Raw genomic sequence first — 19156 nt, forward strand, 5'->3', positions numbered from 1 at the left:
CATCAAGGAGGACTGCATGAGCTTGAACGCACATCTGGAAGAACTGAAGAAGAAGCACAATTCCCTTAGTAGCGCCGTAGAAGCGGCCCAGCGCGCACCGGGCGTCGACACCTTAGAGGTCGCGACCATGAAAAAGCAAAAACTGAAACTGAAACAAGAGATCACGCGCCTGTCGAGTTGACGCGCGCGCAGTGATTTAGGTTTTAGGCGCGGGGTGATCAATGTTGGTTGCCACCGCGCCAAACGAACTACATCTTTGAGACGGATATGACATTGAGTGCTGCTGTGATGGCGGCGGTCTTGTCGATCTCGGCCAGCATCCAGTCACGGAATGCTTTGACCTGTGGGCGGTTTTCGCTGCCTTCGGGACAAATAAACCTGAAGCGTGCGCCGGTGCCTAGTGCTGTGGGAAATGGTAAAACCAACCGACCTTCCGCCACATCTTTGACGACCAAAGCACGCCGTCCCAGAACGACTCCGACCCCTGCGAGGGCAGCATCAACAGCGTGATCAGCTTGCGAAAACTGTGGGCCATGTCCTTCGCTAAATTCCACATCCATCGCTTTGAACCATGCGGCCCAATCACAGGGCGGGTCTAAAAAATCGATGCTATGATCCACAATCAGTGGGGCCTTGGTCAGGCTTTCAGGGGTCGGATAGCGCGCTGCCAATTCCGGCGTCATAACCGGTGCGATCCATTCTTCGGCCAATGACAGCGAATACAGGCCTGGATCAGGCCCATAGCCAAAGCGGATTGCCACGTCGATGGCATCCCGCCCAAAATCCATCATTTTTAGCGATGCTGAAAACCGCAGCTCGATCTCTGGATGGGCTTGCGCGAATTCGTACAAACGCGGAGCGAGCCACTTGGCGGTGAACGCGGGCCCTGCGGTCACGGTCAATGTCTGGTTGTCTTGCAGCCGTTCTGCTGAACGCCACGCCGCGGCCAGAATTTGAAACCCGTCCTTGGCACCTGGCGCAAGGGCATGCCCTGCCTCTGTCAATTCGACCGCGCGGTTAAGGCGGCGAAACAACGGGGCACCCAGATGTTCCTCAAGCGATTTGATTTGATAGGACAATGCGGCAGGCGTGACGTGCAATTCATCCGCAGCCTTTGCAAAAGACATGTGACGAGCTGCGGCATCAAAAGCACGCAAGGCGGTAAGCGGGGGCAAGCGATCAGGCATGTTCAGTTTAATACAGCTTAACTGAAGCTATGAAAAGTCTCGTTTGTCAGCTTGTAGCGAAAGGCGCATATTCATCTCAAGTCAAATGCACTTATGCAAAGGATAATTAGATGTTTGAAGTTTCTGCAAACCCCGCCGTTCAACAAGGTATCAAAGCTGCGCACGCAACACGCGCTGAGGCCGTAAGCCAAGCTTGGAATTGGTTGTTTGGCAAAAAATCTTCCCGCTGAAGAACCCGATCTTTTTCTGGGTCCTACTTACGGGATGACAAAAGGGCCGTTCCATCATGTGGGCCGGCCCTGCTTTTGACTATTTGGTCGACTTAGACGAAGAATTGACCGCCATTGGCAGAAATTGTCGAGCCGTTTATGAAGCCAGAATCGTCAGAGGCCAAGAACACGACGCAGCGTGCGATTTCTTCTGGTTCGCCCAAACGACCTGTCGGGATTTGTGCGATGATGCCTTCGCGGACTTTTTCGGGAACCGCCATTACCATGTCTGTGCCGATGTAACCGGGGCAGATCGCGTTGGCCGTGATGCCTGCGCGCGCGCCTTCTTGGGCCAAGGATTTAACGATGCCGAGATCGCCAGCTTTGGTCGCGGCATAGTTCACTTGTGCGAACTGGCCTTTTTGACCGTTGATTGACGAAATCACGATGACGCGACCGAATTTACGTTCACGCATGCCAGGCCAGACGGGGTGAACAGTGTTGAACACGCCGGTCAGGTTTGTGTCGACCACTTCGTGCCATTGTTCAGGAGTCATCCGGTGGAACGGCGCGTCGCGCGTAATGCCCGCGTTGGCAACAACAACGTCGACAGGGCCAAGATCGGCTTCGACTTGTGCGATGCCTGCGGCGCTTTCTTCGTAGTTGGCGACGTTCCATTTGTAGGTTTTGATGCCCGTTTCGCTGGTGAAGGCGGCGGCGGCCTCGTCGTTGCCAGCGTATGTGGCGGCGACTGCATAACCGGCGTCTTTCAAGGCTTTGGAAATTGCGGCACCGATCCCTCGGGATCCGCCTGTGACAAGAGCGACGCGTGACATTGGGGGAGACTCCTAAATTTTGATTTCGTAATGTTATTACGCATTTTATTTGATGTGCGCAACAATATTACGCTGCGGATGCACGGTAATTCTGTAGTATTTTGCCCTAGAAATGAAAAAGGCGGCCTAAGCCGCCTTGATCAGTAAAAATTTTCGGTTACGGGCGCTCTAGGCACATTGCAACGCCCATGCCGCCGCCGATGCACAAGGTCGCGAGGCCTTTTTTCGCGTCCCGTCGCTTCATTTCGAACAGCAATGTGTTCAGGATGCGCGCGCCAGAGGCACCGATCGGGTGGCCGATAGCAATTGCACCGCCGTTAACATTTACGATCTCTGGGTCCCAACCCATTTCTTTGTTCACGGCGCAGGCCTGTGCGGCAAAAGCTTCGTTCGCTTCGACAAGATCCAAATCTTCGGCTTTCCAACCGGCCTTTTCCAAGGCTTTGCGGGATGCGTGGATTGGACCGACGCCCATAATTGCCGGATCTAGGCCGGCTGTAGCATAGGATGCGATGCGTGCGAGTGGTTCGATGCCGCGTTTTTCGGCCTCATCCGCAGTCATCAACAATGCGCCGGCGGCACCGTCGTTCAGGCCAGATGCGTTTGCAGCGGTGACAGAGCCATCCTTGGCAAAAGCTGGGCGCAATTTTTGCATTGCTTCCATCGTTGCTCCGTGACGAATGTATTCGTCTGCGTCGACGATGATATCGCCTTTGCGGGTTTTCACGGTGAATGCCATGATTTCATCAGCGAACTTGCCAGCTTTCTGGGCGGCCTCTGCCTTGTTTTGCGACGCGACAGCGAATTCGTCTTGCATGTCACGGCTGATTTGCCACTTTCCTGCAACGTTTTCGGCTGTTTGCCCCATGTGATAGCCGTTGAAGGCATCCCAAAGACCGTCACGGATCATGGTATCAATGTAGCTCATGTCGCCCATTTTTTGACCGGCACGCAAGTGCGCGGCGTGGGGGCTGAGTGTCATGCTTTCTTGACCACCTGCGGCGACAATATTTGCATCACCCAGCTGAATGTGTTGCGCGGCTAAAGCCACGGCGCGAAGACCCGAACCGCACACTTGGTTAATTGACCAAGCAGAACTTTCTTGTGGCAAGCCTGCATTAATATGTGCTTGGCGGGCAGGGTTTTGACCTTGGGCTGCTGTCAGGACTTGACCCAGAATGGTTTCGGACACTTCGGATTTGTCGATTCCGGCGCGTGTGACGATCTCTTCCAACATTGCCGCACCCAAATCATGGGCGGGTGTATTTGCGAACGAGCCGCCGAAACTGCCGACAGCGGTGCGCGCTGCGGATGCGATGACGATGTTTGTCATGGTATTGTCCTTTTCCAATCTGACAGAGTCCGCGCGGCAATGCGCCTTTTTGGGACTTTATGTGGTGTCTGAATTGGTCTTTAGCGGATTCGCTGCAACGCGGCAACAGCGCGACACTTTTGCTAGGTAATTTTATTTCAATTTTTTGCGATTAAGGGTAACTTAATTTCCCTGCGTTCCCGTAACTACCTAGCGGTCTTCTTTTTGGGTTCGCTCCAATAAGGTCGAGTTGTGGGCGCGCTAAAGTAGAAACCTTGTAGGCAATCGACGCCCAAATCGATCAAAGTCTGCATGTCTTCTGCGGTTTCAACGAACTCTGCAACCGTCAGCATGTCAAAATGACGGGCGATGTCGACCATGGCGCGTGTTAAGGCCTGATTGTCAGGGTCATTTGATATCCCTTGAATGAATTGGCCATCAATTTTTAAGACATCAAAATAGAAGTCCTTGAAATATCGCAACGCCGTGTGCCCAGCCCCAAAGTCATCCAAAGCAAAGCTGATGCCTTTGCCTTGCTGTTCATCCATGAATTCGACTACCTTTTCAGGCATGTCCATTGCGGAGCTTTCCGTGATCTCGAGGATCAAACGCTCTGCCAACGTGTCGCTGCGATCTAACCATTTGCGCAAAATTCGGTTCCATGCGGGGTAACCGATAGAACGCGCGGACATATTGATCGACAATCGCAAGGTGGGGTTTTCGTATAATGTGCGCAGACCCATGTTTAGTGCGAGCGCATCGATTTTACGGCCCAATTCGCGACCCTCGATCACGTGAACGAAATCTTTGGCAGGGATAATGCGGCCTGTTTCATCCATGACGCGGATCAGGCCCTCGTAGAACCCGACTTGTTGCGGATTTGAGGACAGCATCACAGGTTGGAACGCAAGCAATGTATGCTGATGTTCAACGGCTGCGGCGACCATATCAATCGTTTCGCGATCCCTGTTCGTCACAGCGAAATTTAGCGGGTTATCCATGCCGGATGCGTTGGCTTTCTGCAGTTTTGCGCTGTGTGACATGGACGATTCCTTTGCTGCGAGGCTTGCTGTCAAACTGCGCCTTTAATTTCTAATATTGCGTTAATATTCCCTTTTTGTTCTAATTGTCTGGAACTTGCTGAAACGAGGATCTTAGGCATGAACGACGAGGTTGCGCGATGTGGCTGGGCAGGGCCGGACCAGATCTATTTCGACTACCATGACACCGATTGGGGGGTGCCTGAATACGACAGTAGAACGCTGTGGGAAAAGTTGGTTTTGGACGGTTTTCAGGCCGGGCTTAGCTGGATCACGATCCTCAAAAAACGCGAAAATTTTCGCGAGGCATTTCAGGGGTTTGATCCCAATATTATCGCGTCTTGGGGCGAAGAAGATGTGCTGCGATTGCTAGACAATCCAGGGATCATTCGCCACCGTGGCAAGATCGAAGCGACGATAAACAATGCCCGGGTTTTTCAAAAGATTGAACAGCGTGTCGGCTTTGACAATTTCCTGTGGAATTATGTTGATGGAACCCCGTTGCAGAACAACTGGAGCATGCTGGAACAGGTGCCTGCATCCACTGAATTATCCAAACAAGTGTCGAAAGATTTAAGGAAAGAGGGCTTTAAATTCTGTGGCCCGACCATTGTTTATGCGTTCATGCAAGCCACCGGGTTGATCAACGATCATCTGGTCGGATGCCACAGGCACGAGGCGGTCAAGAAACTGGTGCGTAAATAAGTGTCACAGCTGCGTTGACTCTGTCCAAATCCGCCGTATAAGCCGCAGTTCATTGGTGTTGGTGGCCCCTGCAAGGGGATGCCTGTCGGGGTTCGCCCAGAGGACAACGCCCTTCGTAACTTAAGAAGGAGAACAGTCGTGACTAAACGTACGTCTGCCAAACACAAATTAGACCGCCGTATGGGCGAAAACATCTGGGGCCGTCCAAAATCCCCGGTGAACCGTCGTGATTATGGCCCCGGCCAGCACGGTCAGCGCCGTAAAGGCAAATTGTCCGATTTCGGTATCCAGCTGCGCGCCAAGCAAAAGCTAAAAGGGTACTACGGCGATCTGACAGAAAAACAATTCCGTCGCATCTATGGCGAAGCAGTTCGCGTTGGTGGCGATACGGGTGAAAACTTGATCGGCCTGCTGGAACGTCGCTTGGACGCCGTTGTGTACCGCGCTAAATTCGTAGCAACAGTTTTTGCTGCGCGTCAGTTCGTGAACCACGGCCACGTCAAAGTGAACGGCAAAAAGGTTAACATCCCGTCTTACCGCGTCAAAGAAGGCGATGTGATCGAAGTACGTGACCGTTCCAAGCAATTGGCGGTTCTGCTGGAAGCGACACAATTGGCCGAGCGCGACGTTCCTGACTACATGGACGTTGACCACTCAAAAATGACAGCGACGTTTGTTCGTACACCTGCACTGGGCGACGTTCCGTACCCGGTCATGATGGAACCAAACCTCGTCGTGGAATTCTACGCGAAGAACTAATCTTCGCCGTTCCAATCTACGCAAAGGCCGCTCCTGTTTGGGGCGGCCTTTTTCGTTGGTACCCGTCAATTTTTCGCCACGGTCTTGCGCTACGCTGATTTCAATCCAGTGATCCGATGACGAGTGAACCGATGAATGCAATGAACGACGCGCAAACGCGTTACGATCAAATCCTTGCCCAAGCGACTGAATTGGCAGGCCCGCCGTCCAAGTTGTGCAAACGCGCGGTTCAATATCACCACATCTATCGCGCCTCGGGCGGCATTTTCTGTTTTGCGCTGATTGCAGCACACGGCGCTGTCTGGGCGCAGTGGTATTTGAAAATCGCGCGGGTCGGCGCGCTAGGATTGGCAATTCTAGATGTTCGTGGCCCGGGCACGATCGGGTCCCGCTTGGCGCATTTTGTCGCCTACACAAACGCACTCAAGGACATCAACCGCCGCGTGATGATCAAGGCCTACTCGATTTTGCATTTTGCCAAAGACGGCATGATCGACAATGCGATGGTTAATGATTTGCCGGCCGACATCGTGTTGGAAATTCGCCGTCTTTTGGCAAAACAGATGGCGGGACACCCCGCGTCAGACACGGAAAAACGCGCGCTCTACGAGGCCTTCTTTCGCTGGGAGCAAGACAACGCCGTGGCTAATGGGGTCGAGGCGGCATTGGCCGCATTCGAATGGCCTTTGATGCGCAATCTTTGTCTGCGCCCATGGGTCTGGTTTTCGTATTTCCGCGTGGGGCGCAGCCTGAATTTCAAGAATTTCGCCAGCGCCGAAGAACGTGTTGAAAAAGGCCTGATCGCGTATGACGGTGCTGCCAGAGCCGGCTGGGCAAACGTCGATAAATCCCTGCGCCGCAATCCGTTTGTGCGCCGATTGACTTCGCCACTTTAGGCAACTTGGCACACCCGCGCACTTGGTCGCAGACAAAGCCGCTGGTCACGACCCAAACGCGCGGTTAAAACCAATCCTGACACAGACAGGATCACGCGCAATGACACGCATCACACCGCAACCGGGCATCATGGACATCTCGCTGTATCAGAGCGGTGCGGCCCATGTGGCGGGCATTAGCAATTCGATCAAGCTTAGCTCGAATGAAAACCCGCTTGGGCCCAGCGATCTCGCGATCGAGGCGTACAAACGGGCCGCGTTTGACCTGCACCGCTACCCATCGTCTGATCACTCTTCCTTGCGCGCCGCAATTGCCGAAGTGCTGGACCTGGACGCAGAGCGTATCATTTGCGGGGCGGGCTCTGACGAGATTATCGCGTTTTTGTGCAACGCATTTGCGGGGCCAGGGGATGAGGTGATCCACACCGAACATGGCTTTGCGATGTATCGTATTTCCGCACTTGCCGCAGGGGCGACGCCGGTCGAGGTGCCTGAAAAAGAACGCATCACGGATGTAGACGCGATTCTGGCCGCTTGCACGGACAAAACCAAACTGGTGTTCATCGCGAATCCCAACAACCCGACAGGAACGATGATTGGTTTGGCAGAAATGGAACGTTTGGCGAGCGGCCTGCCGACCCAAGCGATGTTGGTTCTGGACGGGGCCTACGCAGAATTCGTCGACGGCTACGATGGCGGGGCCGCGTTGGTGAGCGCCCGCGACAACGTCTTTATGACCCGCACCTTTTCCAAGCTGTATGGCCTGGGCAGTTTGCGGATCGGTTGGGGCTATGGCCCCGCAGAAATCATCGACGTGATGAACCGTATTCGCGGTCCGTTCAACCTTAGCCAGTCAGGGTTGGACACGGCAGAGGCGGCCTTGCGCGATGTGGCATACGCCGAACATTGCCGCGCCGAAAACGCGAAATGGCGCACGTGGATGGCCAATGCCTTGGCTGAAATCGGCGTGCAGTCCGACGTCAGTCACGCCAATTTTATCCTCGCGCGTTTTGGCAGTAGCCAAGAGGCGGACGCCTGCGACGAGTACCTAAAAGCAACCGGCCTGATCGTGCGTAAAGTCGCAGGATACAACCTGCCCAAAGCGTTGCGGATCACGGTGGGCGACGAAAGCGCGTGCCGCCGTGTTGTGCATGCGGTGCGGAATTTCAAAGCGGGTGAAGACACATGAGCGTGACATACAAACGCGTGGCGTTGATCGGCCTTGGGCTGATTGCGTCTTCGATGTTTTGGGGGATGAAACGCGGCGGTTTGGCCGGCGAGGTCACCGGCTATGCACGCAGTGCCGCCACCCGCGATACGGCCCGTAAAATCGGGTTGTGCGATCGGGTCTGCGACAGCGCGGTCGAAGCCGTCGAGGGCGCCGATTTGGTTATCTTGTGCGTGCCTGTTGGCGCAATGGGCGCGGTTGCTGCCGAAATCGCAGGGGCATTGGCACCGGGGGCGACAGTGACAGATGTCGGGTCGGTCAAGCGCAATGTGATCGAGGTCGTTGGCCCGCACTTGCCTGATAACGTACACTTTATTCCTGCGCATCCTCTGGCGGGAACGGAACATTCCGGCCCTGAATCCGGCTTTGCCGAGCTGTTTGACAACCGCTGGTGTCTTATTGTTCCGGTCGAAGGGTCCGATCCGGGCGCCGTCGCCAAGCTGCGCAGCTTTTGGGAGGGGCTGGGATCAAATGTTGAAGAAATGGATGCAGATCACCATGATCTGGTCCTTGCGGTCACCAGCCACGCCCCCCACTTGATCGCCTACACGATGGTCGGTGTCGCAGATGATCTGGGCCGCGTCACGGACGGCGAAGTGATCAAATATTCAGCTGCGGGTTTTCGTGATTTCACTCGGATCGCAGCCAGTGATCCGACCATGTGGCGCGATGTGTTTTTGTCCAACAAAGACGCGACGTTGGAAATTCTTGGACGCTTTACCGAGGAATTATTCGCCCTGCAGCGCGCCATTCGCACGGGCGACGGCGATCACCTGTTTGAGTATTTTACACGAACGCGCGCGATCCGACGTGGGATCATCGAGGCGGGTCAGGACACTGCAGCGCCGAACTTTGGTCGCGCAACAACGAGCAACGAATGATACGATTTGGCCTCATAATTTCGATGGTTTTGGGCAGCACAGCGATTGCTGGCCCTAGTGTATCGCTGCGTCCGATTGCGCGGGCGGGCACGGGGCATCGCAATATTGTGGTCGTGCCGCAACTGCCGCAGGAACGGCTAGAATTTGTCGCGGCGACGACACAAGGGGTCGATTTGTCGTTGCGCCCAAACGTGCGCCCCGGCGGCATCATTGAAAAAGCAATGGCCCGAAAACGCAATCGGCTGCGCGGAGCGGTGTGCGGCGACCCTGACATCCAAGGCGAAGTGATTGGGCGCGTCCCGGGCAAAATCGCCGGATGTGGCGTTGAAAATGCGGTGCGCGTGCGATCCGTTGCCGGCATCACCCTGAGCCAACAGGCCGTGATGGACTGTGGCACGGCAACGGCGCTGAAATCCTGGATCAACAAAGGTGCCAAGCCCGCAGTCGGGTCCAAAGGCGGTGGATTGGCCGGGCTAAAAGTCGCCGCACATTATTCGTGCCGCACCCGCAACAACAAAGCAGGAGCAAAGATATCGGAGCACGGTAAAGGACGTGCCATCGATATTTCGGGACTAACTTTGGTGGACGGGCGCACGATTACGGTGCTGCAAGGGTGGAACGGGGCAGACAGCAGGACCATGCGGCGCGCGCACAAAGCGGCCTGTGGACCATTCGGAACGGTTTTGGGGCCTGACGCGGATCGCTATCACCAAGACCATTTCCATTTCGACACGGCGCGATATCGCAGCGGATCCTACTGTCGATAAGCTGACACGTCTCGGCCTGTTTTAGCGCAGAACCAAGCGCGGTGCCGGACCGATGGGAATGATACCGACAGCCATAAAACCTGCCTTGAAATTCAGCTGGACGTCCAAGGCGTTGGGGTCGCCTGAAAATCGCGCCAGTTGGCTAAGGCCTTTTTCAGCTTGTTGCCGCATGGTCGGGTTCACCAGCCCTGCGTCTTGGGCCAAATCCAACATCGTTTGCCAGTTTTCTGCCTGAATATTAACGGTTCCGGTTGGCACGCCGTCCGCGTCGACGCGCAGGTCCGCGGCAAAGAAAACACGTAAATCTGCCCACGCTGCTTCGGCCAGTTTCAATTGAATGGTGCGAGGTTGCGGGCGTGTATCTTCGATAGCGTCCAAATCCCATGGGCGCGAAAACGTAATGTTCCCGTCTAGCTCAAGTTTATCAAAGGTCACTGGCCAAGACGCCGGAATACGCAATTTTGACCGGGGAATATCACCGGGGCTAAACCCTGCTGCACGCGCAACAAAGGCATATTTGTTGGGGTCGCTCTGACTTTGAACCATTGACAGTGTCATGTCATCGGCCCCGTAGAGCACGCCGGTTTTTGTGGAAATCGCCCACTGCGATGTCGCCAGCGACAGCTGCTCAAGCTCCAACGCTGTGCCGGGGTGCAATCGCAAATCAGCCTTGCCGCCTTGCACATCGACTTCGGATTTCTGCTGTGGCGTGGCGACTTGAATTGGCGCGTTTGGCAAATCGATTGTCACGTCGCCGGGCCAATAGGTCGGTGCGCTGATGCTAAATGTTGGCAACGTGATTGCCAAACCCGCCGAAGGGTCTGCCAGCGCGACATCTGTCAAATCAGCGCGCACCCGCCCCGGGAAACCGTTCAGCTCCAAGCGACTGTATTCTGCTTGCCACCCAGTGTCGCGGCGATCTTGGAACCAAGTTTCGAGGCCGGTTTTTAACCCGAACCCGAACAGGGCCCACCACGCGCACCACAAAATGCTTAAGATTACCAAAATCCAGATCAGTCGGCGCATGAACAGCCCTTTCGCTTTGGCTCTGAATAGGTTTTACCGAGACGACAATCAAAGGACCAGAGCGATGACAATGTGGGTGTTTGGCTACGGAAGCCTGTTGTGGAATCCCGGCTTTGAGGTTGCTGAGCAAGCGATCGGGACATTGCCGGGGTATGCGCGGTCGTTCTGCATGCGCTCGATCCATCATCGTGGCACGGACGAAAAACCGGGTTTGGTTCTGGCGTTGGACGAGGCCCCGCAATCGGAATGTGTTGGGGTCGCTTTGGCTGTTGCTGCGGGCAAAGAAGACGAAACACTTGCCTACTTGCGCGAACGTGAATTGATTTCATCTGCCTACGTCGAAAAGATGCTTGCGGTGCAGCTGTCGGATGGGCGCAGCGTGCAGGCGGTGACCTACGTGATCGATGAATCCCACGATCAATATTGCCACGAAACACTGGAACAGCAGGCGCAAATCATCGCGCGTGCCGTGGGGGGACGTGGGCCAAATACGGAATATTTGTACAACACTGTGGATCATCTGATGCAGATTGGTCTGCGTGATCCCGACCTTGAATGGTTGACCGCGCGGGTCCGTGCCTTAAGCGCATAAATCCTTGGCGCTTTGCATTAATTTTCGTTAAGTTCAGCGCAAGAGCAGCAAACAAAGCCCGGAGCACGGCGCATGGCGCAGCCAAAACAAGAGGCGCGACCGCAATTTTCACAGCCAGTGCGTCAAATCGCGCTGATGTTGATCGTCATTGGCTTGACCAGCTTTGGCGCCTTTGTGGCATTGCCGCAGGTTTTGCCGGTGTTTCAAGCAAATCCGCAGCTGAACGGGTTCATCTTTTTTGTCTTTTTGATCGGTGTTGTCGCTTGTTTTTACCAGGTGATCCAATTGATCGGTTCGGTTCATTGGATCGAGCGATTTGCCGATGACACATCGGAGGTGAATTCCAAAGCGCCGCAATTGCTGGCCCCGTTGGCGTCGCTTTTGCGTACACGCGGGGCAAGGATGCAGGTCAACACGACCTCAACGCGCTCGATTTTGGATTCGGTTGCTACGCGCATTGACGAGGCTCGCGAAATCACGCGATACATCGTTAACACACTGATTTTCCTAGGCCTTTTGGGCACGTTTTATGGCTTGGCAACCACCGTTCCTGCCCTTGTCGACACGATCCGCAGCCTTGCGCCACAAGACGGCGAAGCCAGTGTTGAGGTGTTTGGCCGTTTGATGACGGGTCTTGAGGCACAGCTTAGCGGTATGGGCGTCGCGTTTGCATCGTCATTGCTGGGGCTGGCGGGGTCGTTGGTCGTCGGGATTTTGGAACTGTTTGCAGGCCACGGTCAGAACCGGTTTTACCGTGAACTCGAAGAGTGGCTCAGCTCGATTACCCGCGTTGGGTTCTCAACGGGCGAAGAAGGAACGACGGATCAGGCGGCGATGACGGGTGTGTTGGATCACATGGCCGAGCAGATGGAAGCCTTGCAGCAGATGTTCGTGCAATCGGATGTGAGCCGCTCAATGGTCGACGAACGGCTGGGGCAATTGGCTGAATCCGTTGATCGCATGACCCATCAAATGCAACACGGCGATGCGGAAAATTCAGCACTTGAGCGGGTGGCAGCTGGTCAAGAGCGATTGGTCGCGCATTTCGAATCCCATTCGAGTGCCGGTGGCGAAGGCATTGATGCCGAAAGCCGGATGCGCCTGCGGTCGATTGATGTTCAGATGTTGCGCATTCTTGAGGAAATCTCGGCCGGTCGCCAAGAAAGCATGGCAGAATTGCGCACGGATATTTCGGCACTGGCACAGGCGTTGTCGCAGCCACGCGGGCAAGCGCGGCGTTTGGCCAAGGGCAAAAACCAGCAAGGTGAGGACTAACCATGGCCCTGTCGCGACGCACAGGCGCGCGGTTTCAAGCGTCAATTTGGCCCGGTTTTGTAGATGCAATGACCGGCCTGTTGCTGGTGCTGATGTTTGTTCTGACCATCTTTATGGTGGTCCAATTTGTTCTGCGCGAAACGATTTCCGGGCAAGAGACAGAACTGAATACGCTGGCGGGCGAAGTCGCGGCCCTGGCCCAGGCGCTGGGTTTGGAAGAGCGGCGCGGCAATCAGTTGGACACGCGATTGACGTCGTTGAATGCAACCCTGAACACGGCGCAGGATCAGGTGGCTGCGCAGGCTGCAATGATTGCGAATCTGACCGCACAGCGGGATGCAAGCCAGGCTGATTTGGCCGATGCGAACACTCAACTGACCAATTTCGAGGCGCAAGTCGCAGCTTTGCTCAGCCAGCGGGACGGGGCATTGGCAACTGTCGCACAGCTTGAGGGGGAACAGACGCGATTGTTGTCCCAACAAGAGGCGTTAAATGCGGCGTTGGCGCAGGCCCGTTCCGAAATTGATGAAGGCGTTGAGGCCGCGCGATTGGCGGCCAGTCGCCGTGCAGCATTGGATGCTCTGATCGCGGATTTGCGGGCCAGGAATGCCGATGCGACGGATCGTGCTTTGGCTTTGGAAGGTCAACTGGAGGATGCAACCCGTGCCCTGAGCGCCGAAGAAGCTGCTAAATTGGCCGAAGCTGCTGCCGCAGACGCGTTGCGAGAGCGCCTTGAAAATGCCGATGCAGAACTGACCGCGATGACGCTGGCATTAGAGGCGCAGCGCCAAGACGCCGAAGACACGCTCTCGCTTTTGGCGGCGGCGCGATCTGCGCAGGCGGATTTGGATACGCAATTGATTGCGGCGCTATTGCAGATCGAGACATTGCAAACAGGTGTTTCGGAAACTGCGACAGACCGTGATGCCGCACGCCAGGCAGCGGACGCGTTGCGAGCGGAGAAAGCGCAACTTGAGGCTGATTTGTCCGGATTACGCACCGCGTTGAATACAGCGCAAAGCACGATCGAGGCTGGAACGACCGACGCAGAAGATTTGCGGTCTCGATTGGCTGCGGCACTCAATGCACAACTGCAAGCTGAGGCGGCGCGCTCGTCCGCTGAAGATCAAATTGCCGAGGGTCAAGCACGTATGACGGATTTACGGGCGCAATTGGCTGCGGCCTTGGCTGCCAAACTGGCGCTAGAGGGGGCTTTAGGGGCCGCAGATGTCGATATGGGCGCAGTTCGCGAACAGTTGGCGGCGGCATTGGCTGCAAAGTTGCGTGCTGAGCAGACGGCCAATGATCTTTTGACGGCTGCAGAGCAACGGCAGGCTTTGTTACAGGCCGCGCAAAGTGCCTTGTCTGATGAAGAGAAAACCAGCCTTGATGCACAACGCCAAACTGAGTTGCTGAACCAACAAGTGGCGGCCTTGCGTGCGCAACTGGGCGGTTTACAAGTTTTGCTGGATGAGGCGGTCGCCAGCGATGCGGCCAAAGAGGTGCAATTGCAATCATTGGGCACAAATTTGAACAATGCGTTGGCGCGGGTTGCGGCAGAAGAGCGACGTAACCGGCTATTAGAAGAGGCCGAACGCAAACGTTTGGAGGCCGAAGCACAAGATCTTGAAAAATATCGCTCCGAGTTCTTTGGGCGCCTACGCGATGTTTTGGGCAACCAAGAAGGCGTTCGGATTGAAGGCGACAGATTTGTGTTTTCGTCCGAGGTATTGTTCCCGCCAGGTGGTGCTGATCTGTCGCGAGCAGGCGAAGGCGAAATCGCCAAGATCGCCGATATTCTGCGATCCATCGCGGGTGACATTCCGCCAGAAATCAATTGGGTTATCCGCGTAGACGGTCATACTGATAACGTGCCGTTGTCGGGACAAGGAGAGTTTGCAGACAACTGGGAGCTGTCCCAGGCGCGAGCACTTTCTGTTGTAAAATATATGGCAAACTTTTTGGGCATTCCGCCGGGTCGACTGGCGGCAAACGGTTTCGGTCAATACCAACCTGTAAACAATGAAGATACTGCGGCAGCACGTGCGCAAAATCGCCGGATCGAACTGAAATTTACTGAAAAATAGTCGCTTAGCTTATTGCACTTGGATGCTCGCACGTTCGACGCTGATGATACGCCCGTCGCGCAGCAGTGCAGCTGATCCCGAATACGTCCCTGTGGACCAACTAGATGCCTTTAACCGTTTTCCAGCTGCACGAAACATCTGTGCCTGCTGTTTGTCGATCGTAACCTTTTGGTCGACCATGACGCCATCGGGTCCTGTCAGGGTCAAATGCATTATGTCGCCCTTTTGCGTGCCGAATGCATAACCATAAATCACGATGGCAGGCGCATTAGCAGGTAAGGAGTTTTTGGCCGCGCGTCCATTTTTGACATCAGAAAACTTCGGAACACTATCGTGAAAACCAGCCTGAAGAACTGCGCCGGCTTGGTACACGAGCGGTGTTTGCCAAAGCGTGTTTTTATCGGGTTGGCCACAGGTGATGGACCCGTCGGGATCAAATGGATCAACTACTTTTCCGTCTTTACGCACAGACAGATGTATATGCGGAAATTGCGTACGACCGCTAAGCCCGACTTGTCCCAAGATCGTTTTTGTGGTGACAGACTGCCCCTTTTTAACGGTAATTGACCCCTTTTTCAGGTGGCAGTACTGGGTTTCCCAGCCATCGCCATGACTGATGACAACACCGTTGCCACATTCGCGGCCACTGACGTTTTCTGCATTTGCATCACTAAAAAGGCGGTCCGCCATGCCATCGCGAACGTTGCGAACAGTTCCGGGGGCAGAGGCAATAACATTGACGCCTCGCAACACCTGTTCTGTGTTGCGTAGGGCGAAATCGGTGCCTTTGTGTTGGTCATAACTCAGGGGTTGGCAGCGATAATCGCGCGCGCCGCTGCCCGTATCGTGGTCTACATATTGCTGAATGTAGCAATCGTGGCCCAATTCACAGTCAATTGGCTGCTGCAAAACGAGGTCTTTCGCCGCAGCGGGGGCTGCAGCGAAAGTAAAGAACGCAAGGGCGAGTAGCCGATTGATCATTCGGCAGTGAGCAGTGGAGGTTTGTCGCCAGAAATACGTGGCTTGTCCGGGCCATCGATCTTCAGATCCAATTCACCACCTTTGACACCCACCTTGATAAAGCCACCCTTGACAAGTTTGCCAAACAGCAGTTCTTCGGCCAATGGTTTTTTGATGTGTTCTTGGATGACACGCCCCAGAGGACGCGCGCCCATTTTATCATCATAACCCTTGTTGGCGAGCCATTCTGCGGCTGGCTTGGTCAGTTCGATGGTAACGTTGCGATCCATTAACTGCGCTTCGAGTTGAAGGACGAATTTTTCGACCACGCGCAAAATAACGTCTTTAGGCAAGGCGCCAAAGCTGATGATTGCGTCCAAACGATTGCGGAATTCAGGTGTGAATGTCCGCTCAACGGCTGCTGTGTCTTCGCCAGTGCGACGGTCACGACCAAAGCCGATTGCCTCTTTGGCTTGTTCGGCCGCACCCGCGTTGGACGTCATGATCACGACCACATTGCGGAAATCTACAGTACGCCCGTTGTGGTCCGTCAGTTTGCCGTGGTCCATGACCTGCAACAGGATATTGTAGACGTCAGGATGCGCTTTTTCCATTTCGTCCAGCAGCAATACACAGTGTGGATGCTGGTCAACACCATCCGTCAGCATACCGCCCTGATCAAACCCGACATAGCCGGGAGGCGCACCTATAAGGCGGGAAACGGCGTGTTTTTCCATGTACTCGGACATGTCAAAACGCAGCAGTTCAACGCCTAGCGTGTCGGCCAATTGCTTGGCGACCTCGGTTTTGCCGACGCCGGTGGGCCCTGCAAACAAGTAGTTGCCGATTGGTTTCTCCGGTTCACGCAGACCTGCACGGGCCAGTTTGATGGCGCTCGACAGTGCCTCAATCGCTTTGTCCTGACCAAAGACCACGCGTTTCAGCGATGCCTCCAGGTCTTTCAAAACGGCGGCGTCGTCTTTGGATACGCTTTTTGGTGGAATGCGCGCGATCTTGGCCACCACGGCCTCGATCTCTTTTTGACCGATGGTTTTGCGACGTTTGGCCGCTTGGACCAAATGTTGCGCAGCACCGGCTTCGTCGATCACATCGATTGCACTGTCAGGCAATTTACGGTCGTTGATGTAACGTGCTGCAAGTTCAACAGATGTTTTGATCGCATCAGATGTGTATTTGACCGAATGGTGATCCTCAAAGTACGGCTTTAGACCGCGCAAGATTTTCACGGCATCATCGACGGATGGTTCATTCACGTCGATCTTTTGGAAACGACGGGCCAAGGCGCGGTCTTTTTCAAAGTGCTGACGGAATTCTTTGTACGTCGTTGACCCCATGGTGCGCAGTTTGCCACCAGCCAAAGCCGGTTTTAGCAAATTGGACGCGTCCATCGCGCCGCCAGACGTCGCACCTGCGCCGATGACAGTGTGGATTTCGTCGATGAACAGAACCGCATCCTCGTGCGCTTCTAACTCTGTGACGACAGCCTTCAGCCGTTCCTCAAAGTCACCGCGGTAGCGTGTGCCAGCCAGCAATGCGCCCATGTCGAGAGAATAGATCGTCGCATTCGCCAGAATTTCAGGGGTTTCACCAGCAACGATTTTGCGCGCCAGCCCTTCGGCGATGGCGGTTTTGCCCACACCAGGATCACCCACCAACAGCGGGTTGTTCTTGCGGCGACGGCATAGCACTTGGATACAGCGTTCGACTTCGGAATCACGCCCGATCAGCGGATCAATGTCGCCTTCGCGCGATTTTGCGTTCAGGTCTACGCAGTATTTTTCAAGTGCGGTTTCTTTCTTTTCGCCTTCGGTCACGCCAAGCACTTCTTCTTCGCCCTCGGGCGCGCCGGAAACGGAACGTGGTTCCCCGAATGCGGGGTCCTTGGCAACGCCGTGGGCGATAAAGTTCACCGCATCGTAGCGCGTCATGTCCTGTTCTTGCAGGAAATAGGCCGCGTTGGATTCGCGTTCTGCAAAGATAGCGACCAACACGTTGGCCCCCGTCACTTCGGTGCGACCGGAAGATTGCACGTGAATTGCGGCGCGCTGGATCACGCGTTGAAAGGCTGCGGTTGGTACAGCTTCTGATCCATCAACGTCGGTGACCAGATTGGAAAGGTCATCTTCGATGAATTGCATCAGGCTTTCACGCAAATCGGTCGTGTCCACAGAACAGGCCTGCATGACGTGTTTTGCATCGGGTTCATCAATCAACGCCAGCAACAGATGCTCTAGCGTTGCGAATTCATGGTGGCGTTCGTTGGCCAGCGCGAGCGCGGCGTGGATCGCCTTTTCTAGGGTGTTCGAAAATGAAGGCACGTTGTGCTCCTGTCGATCGGGGTCGGTCCTAGGCCGGAAGAATATCGCGACCCAAGGCCTACCATGGCCTCATACAGTTAGAGTTTGGTTGATTGTTTGCCAGCTACAAGCGTTTTCTTTGAAAAAGATGTCACAAAAGACGTGAGCCGGGCGTGATTTGATGGAAAACTGGCAAAGCGCGGGCAAATGTGTTGCGGGCGCAAAGCCGATGGCGTTTGCGTGGACGTTTGAAGGGATGTGTGCCTTGTCGGAAATTTTTCAAGTACAGTCGTGACGTTTTAATGGCTAGAACCGATCTTTGCGCGCCCGGATTTCAGCGAACACATCCACGGGCGCTGCCCCTTTCATGTTCAGTTCTGTTTGAATTTGCGGATCATGGCCGCGCAAAAACGGGTTTGTGGCGCGTTCAAGCAGAAGGGAGGAGGGGACAGTTGGCTGTCCCTTTGCGCGTTTTTCGGTGATGTCGGCAATGCGCGCGATCAGGTCCGGGTTATCGGGATCAATGGTTATGGCGAATGTGGCATTTGCAGCCGTGTATTCATGGCCGGAATAAACCACCGTATCGTCGGGCAGGGCGGCTAATTTAGACAGGCTGTCAAACATTTGTGCGGGGGTGCCCTCGAATAAACGACCACAGCCCAAAGCCATCAGGCTGTCAGCAGTGAACGCGGCCATGGCAGCAGGCACGTGAAAGGCGATGTGCCCGATCGTGTGCCCCGACACATCCATGACCTGTACGTCATTGCCTGCAAAGGTAAACGTATCACCGTCGCCGACTTTGGCATCCAGCGCGGGCAGGCGGTCTGTATCATCGCGCGCGCCAATCACTTGGGCAGGATGCGAGCGCAGCAAATCGGGCAAACCATCGACGTGATCCCAGTGGTGATGGGTCAGCCAGATCTGCGTCAGCCGCCAGCCGCGGTCATCCAGTTCTTGCTTGATCGGTCCTGCGTCTGGCACATCAATGACAGCCGTTTCGTTGCTGATCGAGTCATGCAATAAAAACGTGTAGTTGTCGGACAGGCAGGGGATTGTGACGACGGTCAAGGGCATGGCC

Annotated in this window: 18 protein-coding genes; 10 read left to right on the forward strand and 8 right to left on the reverse strand. The window is 55.1% G+C overall.

All coding sequences use genetic code 11. The features are described 5' to 3' along the window. The first annotated feature begins 16 nt into the window (after positions 1-16). Positions 17-181: a DUF465 domain-containing protein gene (locus tag ACFIO0_RS01475; RefSeq protein WP_390912912.1), complete on the forward strand. Its 165-nt coding sequence runs from the start codon at positions 17-19 to the stop codon at positions 179-181. Positions 182-248: 67 nt separating this feature from the next. Here ACFIO0_RS01475 and ACFIO0_RS01480 read toward each other — a convergent pair whose 3' ends face one another. The 4 genes from ACFIO0_RS01480 to ACFIO0_RS01495 form a co-directional block, all read right to left on the reverse strand. Beyond that, positions 249-1187 (reverse strand): transcriptional regulator GcvA, encoded by a 939-nt coding sequence (locus ACFIO0_RS01480; RefSeq protein ID WP_390912914.1) that lies wholly within the window; start codon positions 1185-1187, stop codon positions 249-251. Between the two features lie 322 nt (positions 1188-1509). After that, positions 1510-2232: an acetoacetyl-CoA reductase gene (gene phbB, locus ACFIO0_RS01485; RefSeq protein WP_390912916.1), complete on the reverse strand. Its 723-nt coding sequence runs from the start codon at positions 2230-2232 to the stop codon at positions 1510-1512. Between the two features lie 157 nt (positions 2233-2389). After that, positions 2390-3565, reverse strand: a complete 1176-nt coding sequence (locus ACFIO0_RS01490; protein ID WP_390912918.1) for an acetyl-CoA C-acyltransferase — start codon at positions 3563-3565, stop codon at positions 2390-2392. A gap of 185 nt (positions 3566-3750) precedes the next feature. Further along, positions 3751-4587 carry an EAL domain-containing protein gene (locus ACFIO0_RS01495; RefSeq protein ID WP_390912920.1) on the reverse strand — a complete coding sequence of 279 codons (837 nt, stop codon included), beginning with the start codon at positions 4585-4587 and terminating at the stop codon, positions 3751-3753. A 117-nt stretch (positions 4588-4704) separates the two neighbouring features. Here ACFIO0_RS01495 and ACFIO0_RS01500 point away from each other — a divergent pair, with 117 nt between their 5' ends. The 6 genes from ACFIO0_RS01500 (at position 4705) to ACFIO0_RS01525 (ending at position 9820) form a co-directional block, all read left to right on the forward strand. Continuing rightward, entirely contained in the window at positions 4705-5289 is a 585-nt protein-coding gene (locus ACFIO0_RS01500) for a DNA-3-methyladenine glycosylase I (protein WP_390912922.1), read from the forward strand. A gap of 138 nt (positions 5290-5427) precedes the next feature. Next, complete coding sequence (gene rpsD / locus ACFIO0_RS01505) at positions 5428-6048, forward strand: 30S ribosomal protein S4 (RefSeq protein WP_390912924.1); 621 nt, start codon at positions 5428-5430, stop codon at positions 6046-6048. 116 nt (positions 6049-6164) lie between these two features. Next, positions 6165-6944 (forward strand): hypothetical protein, encoded by a 780-nt coding sequence (locus ACFIO0_RS01510; RefSeq protein ID WP_390912926.1) that lies wholly within the window; start codon positions 6165-6167, stop codon positions 6942-6944. Between the two features lie 100 nt (positions 6945-7044). Beyond that, positions 7045-8133, forward strand: coding sequence for a histidinol-phosphate transaminase (gene hisC / locus ACFIO0_RS01515; RefSeq protein WP_390912928.1), 1089 nt, complete (start codon positions 7045-7047; stop codon positions 8131-8133). After that, the gene (locus ACFIO0_RS01520) at positions 8130-9053 is read left to right on the forward strand and encodes a prephenate/arogenate dehydrogenase family protein (protein WP_390912930.1); all 924 of its coding nucleotides are present in this window, start codon (positions 8130-8132) and stop codon (positions 9051-9053) included. Before hisC ends, ACFIO0_RS01520 begins: the two co-directional genes overlap by 4 nt. Beyond that, the gene (locus tag ACFIO0_RS01525; RefSeq protein ID WP_390912932.1) at positions 9050-9820 is read left to right on the forward strand and encodes an extensin family protein; all 771 of its coding nucleotides are present in this window, start codon (positions 9050-9052) and stop codon (positions 9818-9820) included. The genes ACFIO0_RS01520 and ACFIO0_RS01525 overlap by 4 nt, the downstream gene beginning before the upstream one ends. 21 nt (positions 9821-9841) lie before the next feature. On the opposite strand, the gene ACFIO0_RS01530 is transcribed toward ACFIO0_RS01525, so the two are convergent. Continuing rightward, positions 9842-10846 carry a DUF2125 domain-containing protein gene (locus ACFIO0_RS01530; protein WP_390912934.1) on the reverse strand — a complete coding sequence of 335 codons (1005 nt, stop codon included), beginning with the start codon at positions 10844-10846 and terminating at the stop codon, positions 9842-9844. A gap of 64 nt (positions 10847-10910) precedes the next feature. On the opposite strand from ACFIO0_RS01530, the gene ACFIO0_RS01535 reads away from it, so the two are divergent. The 3 genes from ACFIO0_RS01535 to ACFIO0_RS01545 all read left to right on the forward strand — a co-directional run bounded on the left by ACFIO0_RS01535 (position 10911) and on the right by ACFIO0_RS01545 (position 14800). Further along, on the forward strand, positions 10911-11438 hold the full coding sequence (locus tag ACFIO0_RS01535; RefSeq protein ID WP_390912936.1) for a gamma-glutamylcyclotransferase: 528 nt from the start codon (positions 10911-10913) through the stop codon (positions 11436-11438). 72 nt (positions 11439-11510) lie between these two features. Beyond that, positions 11511-12713 carry a biopolymer transporter ExbB gene (locus tag ACFIO0_RS01540; protein ID WP_390912937.1) on the forward strand — a complete coding sequence of 401 codons (1203 nt, stop codon included), beginning with the start codon at positions 11511-11513 and terminating at the stop codon, positions 12711-12713. Between the two features lie 2 nt (positions 12714-12715). After that, complete coding sequence (locus ACFIO0_RS01545) at positions 12716-14800, forward strand: peptidoglycan -binding protein (protein ID WP_390912939.1); 2085 nt, start codon at positions 12716-12718, stop codon at positions 14798-14800. A gap of 9 nt (positions 14801-14809) precedes the next feature. Here ACFIO0_RS01545 and ACFIO0_RS01550 read toward each other — a convergent pair whose 3' ends face one another. From ACFIO0_RS01550 to gloB, 3 genes are all read right to left on the reverse strand, one after another. Further along, a complete protein-coding gene (locus ACFIO0_RS01550; protein ID WP_390912941.1) occupies positions 14810-15781 on the reverse strand; it encodes a peptidoglycan DD-metalloendopeptidase family protein in 972 nt (323 codons plus the stop codon). Further along, complete coding sequence (gene clpA, locus ACFIO0_RS01555; RefSeq protein WP_390912943.1) at positions 15778-18099, reverse strand: ATP-dependent Clp protease ATP-binding subunit ClpA; 2322 nt, start codon at positions 18097-18099, stop codon at positions 15778-15780. The genes ACFIO0_RS01550 and clpA overlap by 4 nt, the downstream gene beginning before the upstream one ends. 285 nt (positions 18100-18384) lie before the next feature. After that, positions 18385-19152 carry a hydroxyacylglutathione hydrolase gene (gene gloB, locus ACFIO0_RS01560; protein ID WP_390912945.1) on the reverse strand — a complete coding sequence of 256 codons (768 nt, stop codon included), beginning with the start codon at positions 19150-19152 and terminating at the stop codon, positions 18385-18387. Positions 19153-19156 lie beyond the last annotated feature (4 nt).

This window comes from Pseudosulfitobacter sp. SM2401, assembly GCF_042932805.1.
Taxonomy (GTDB): Bacteria; Pseudomonadota; Alphaproteobacteria; order Rhodobacterales; family Rhodobacteraceae; genus Ascidiaceihabitans.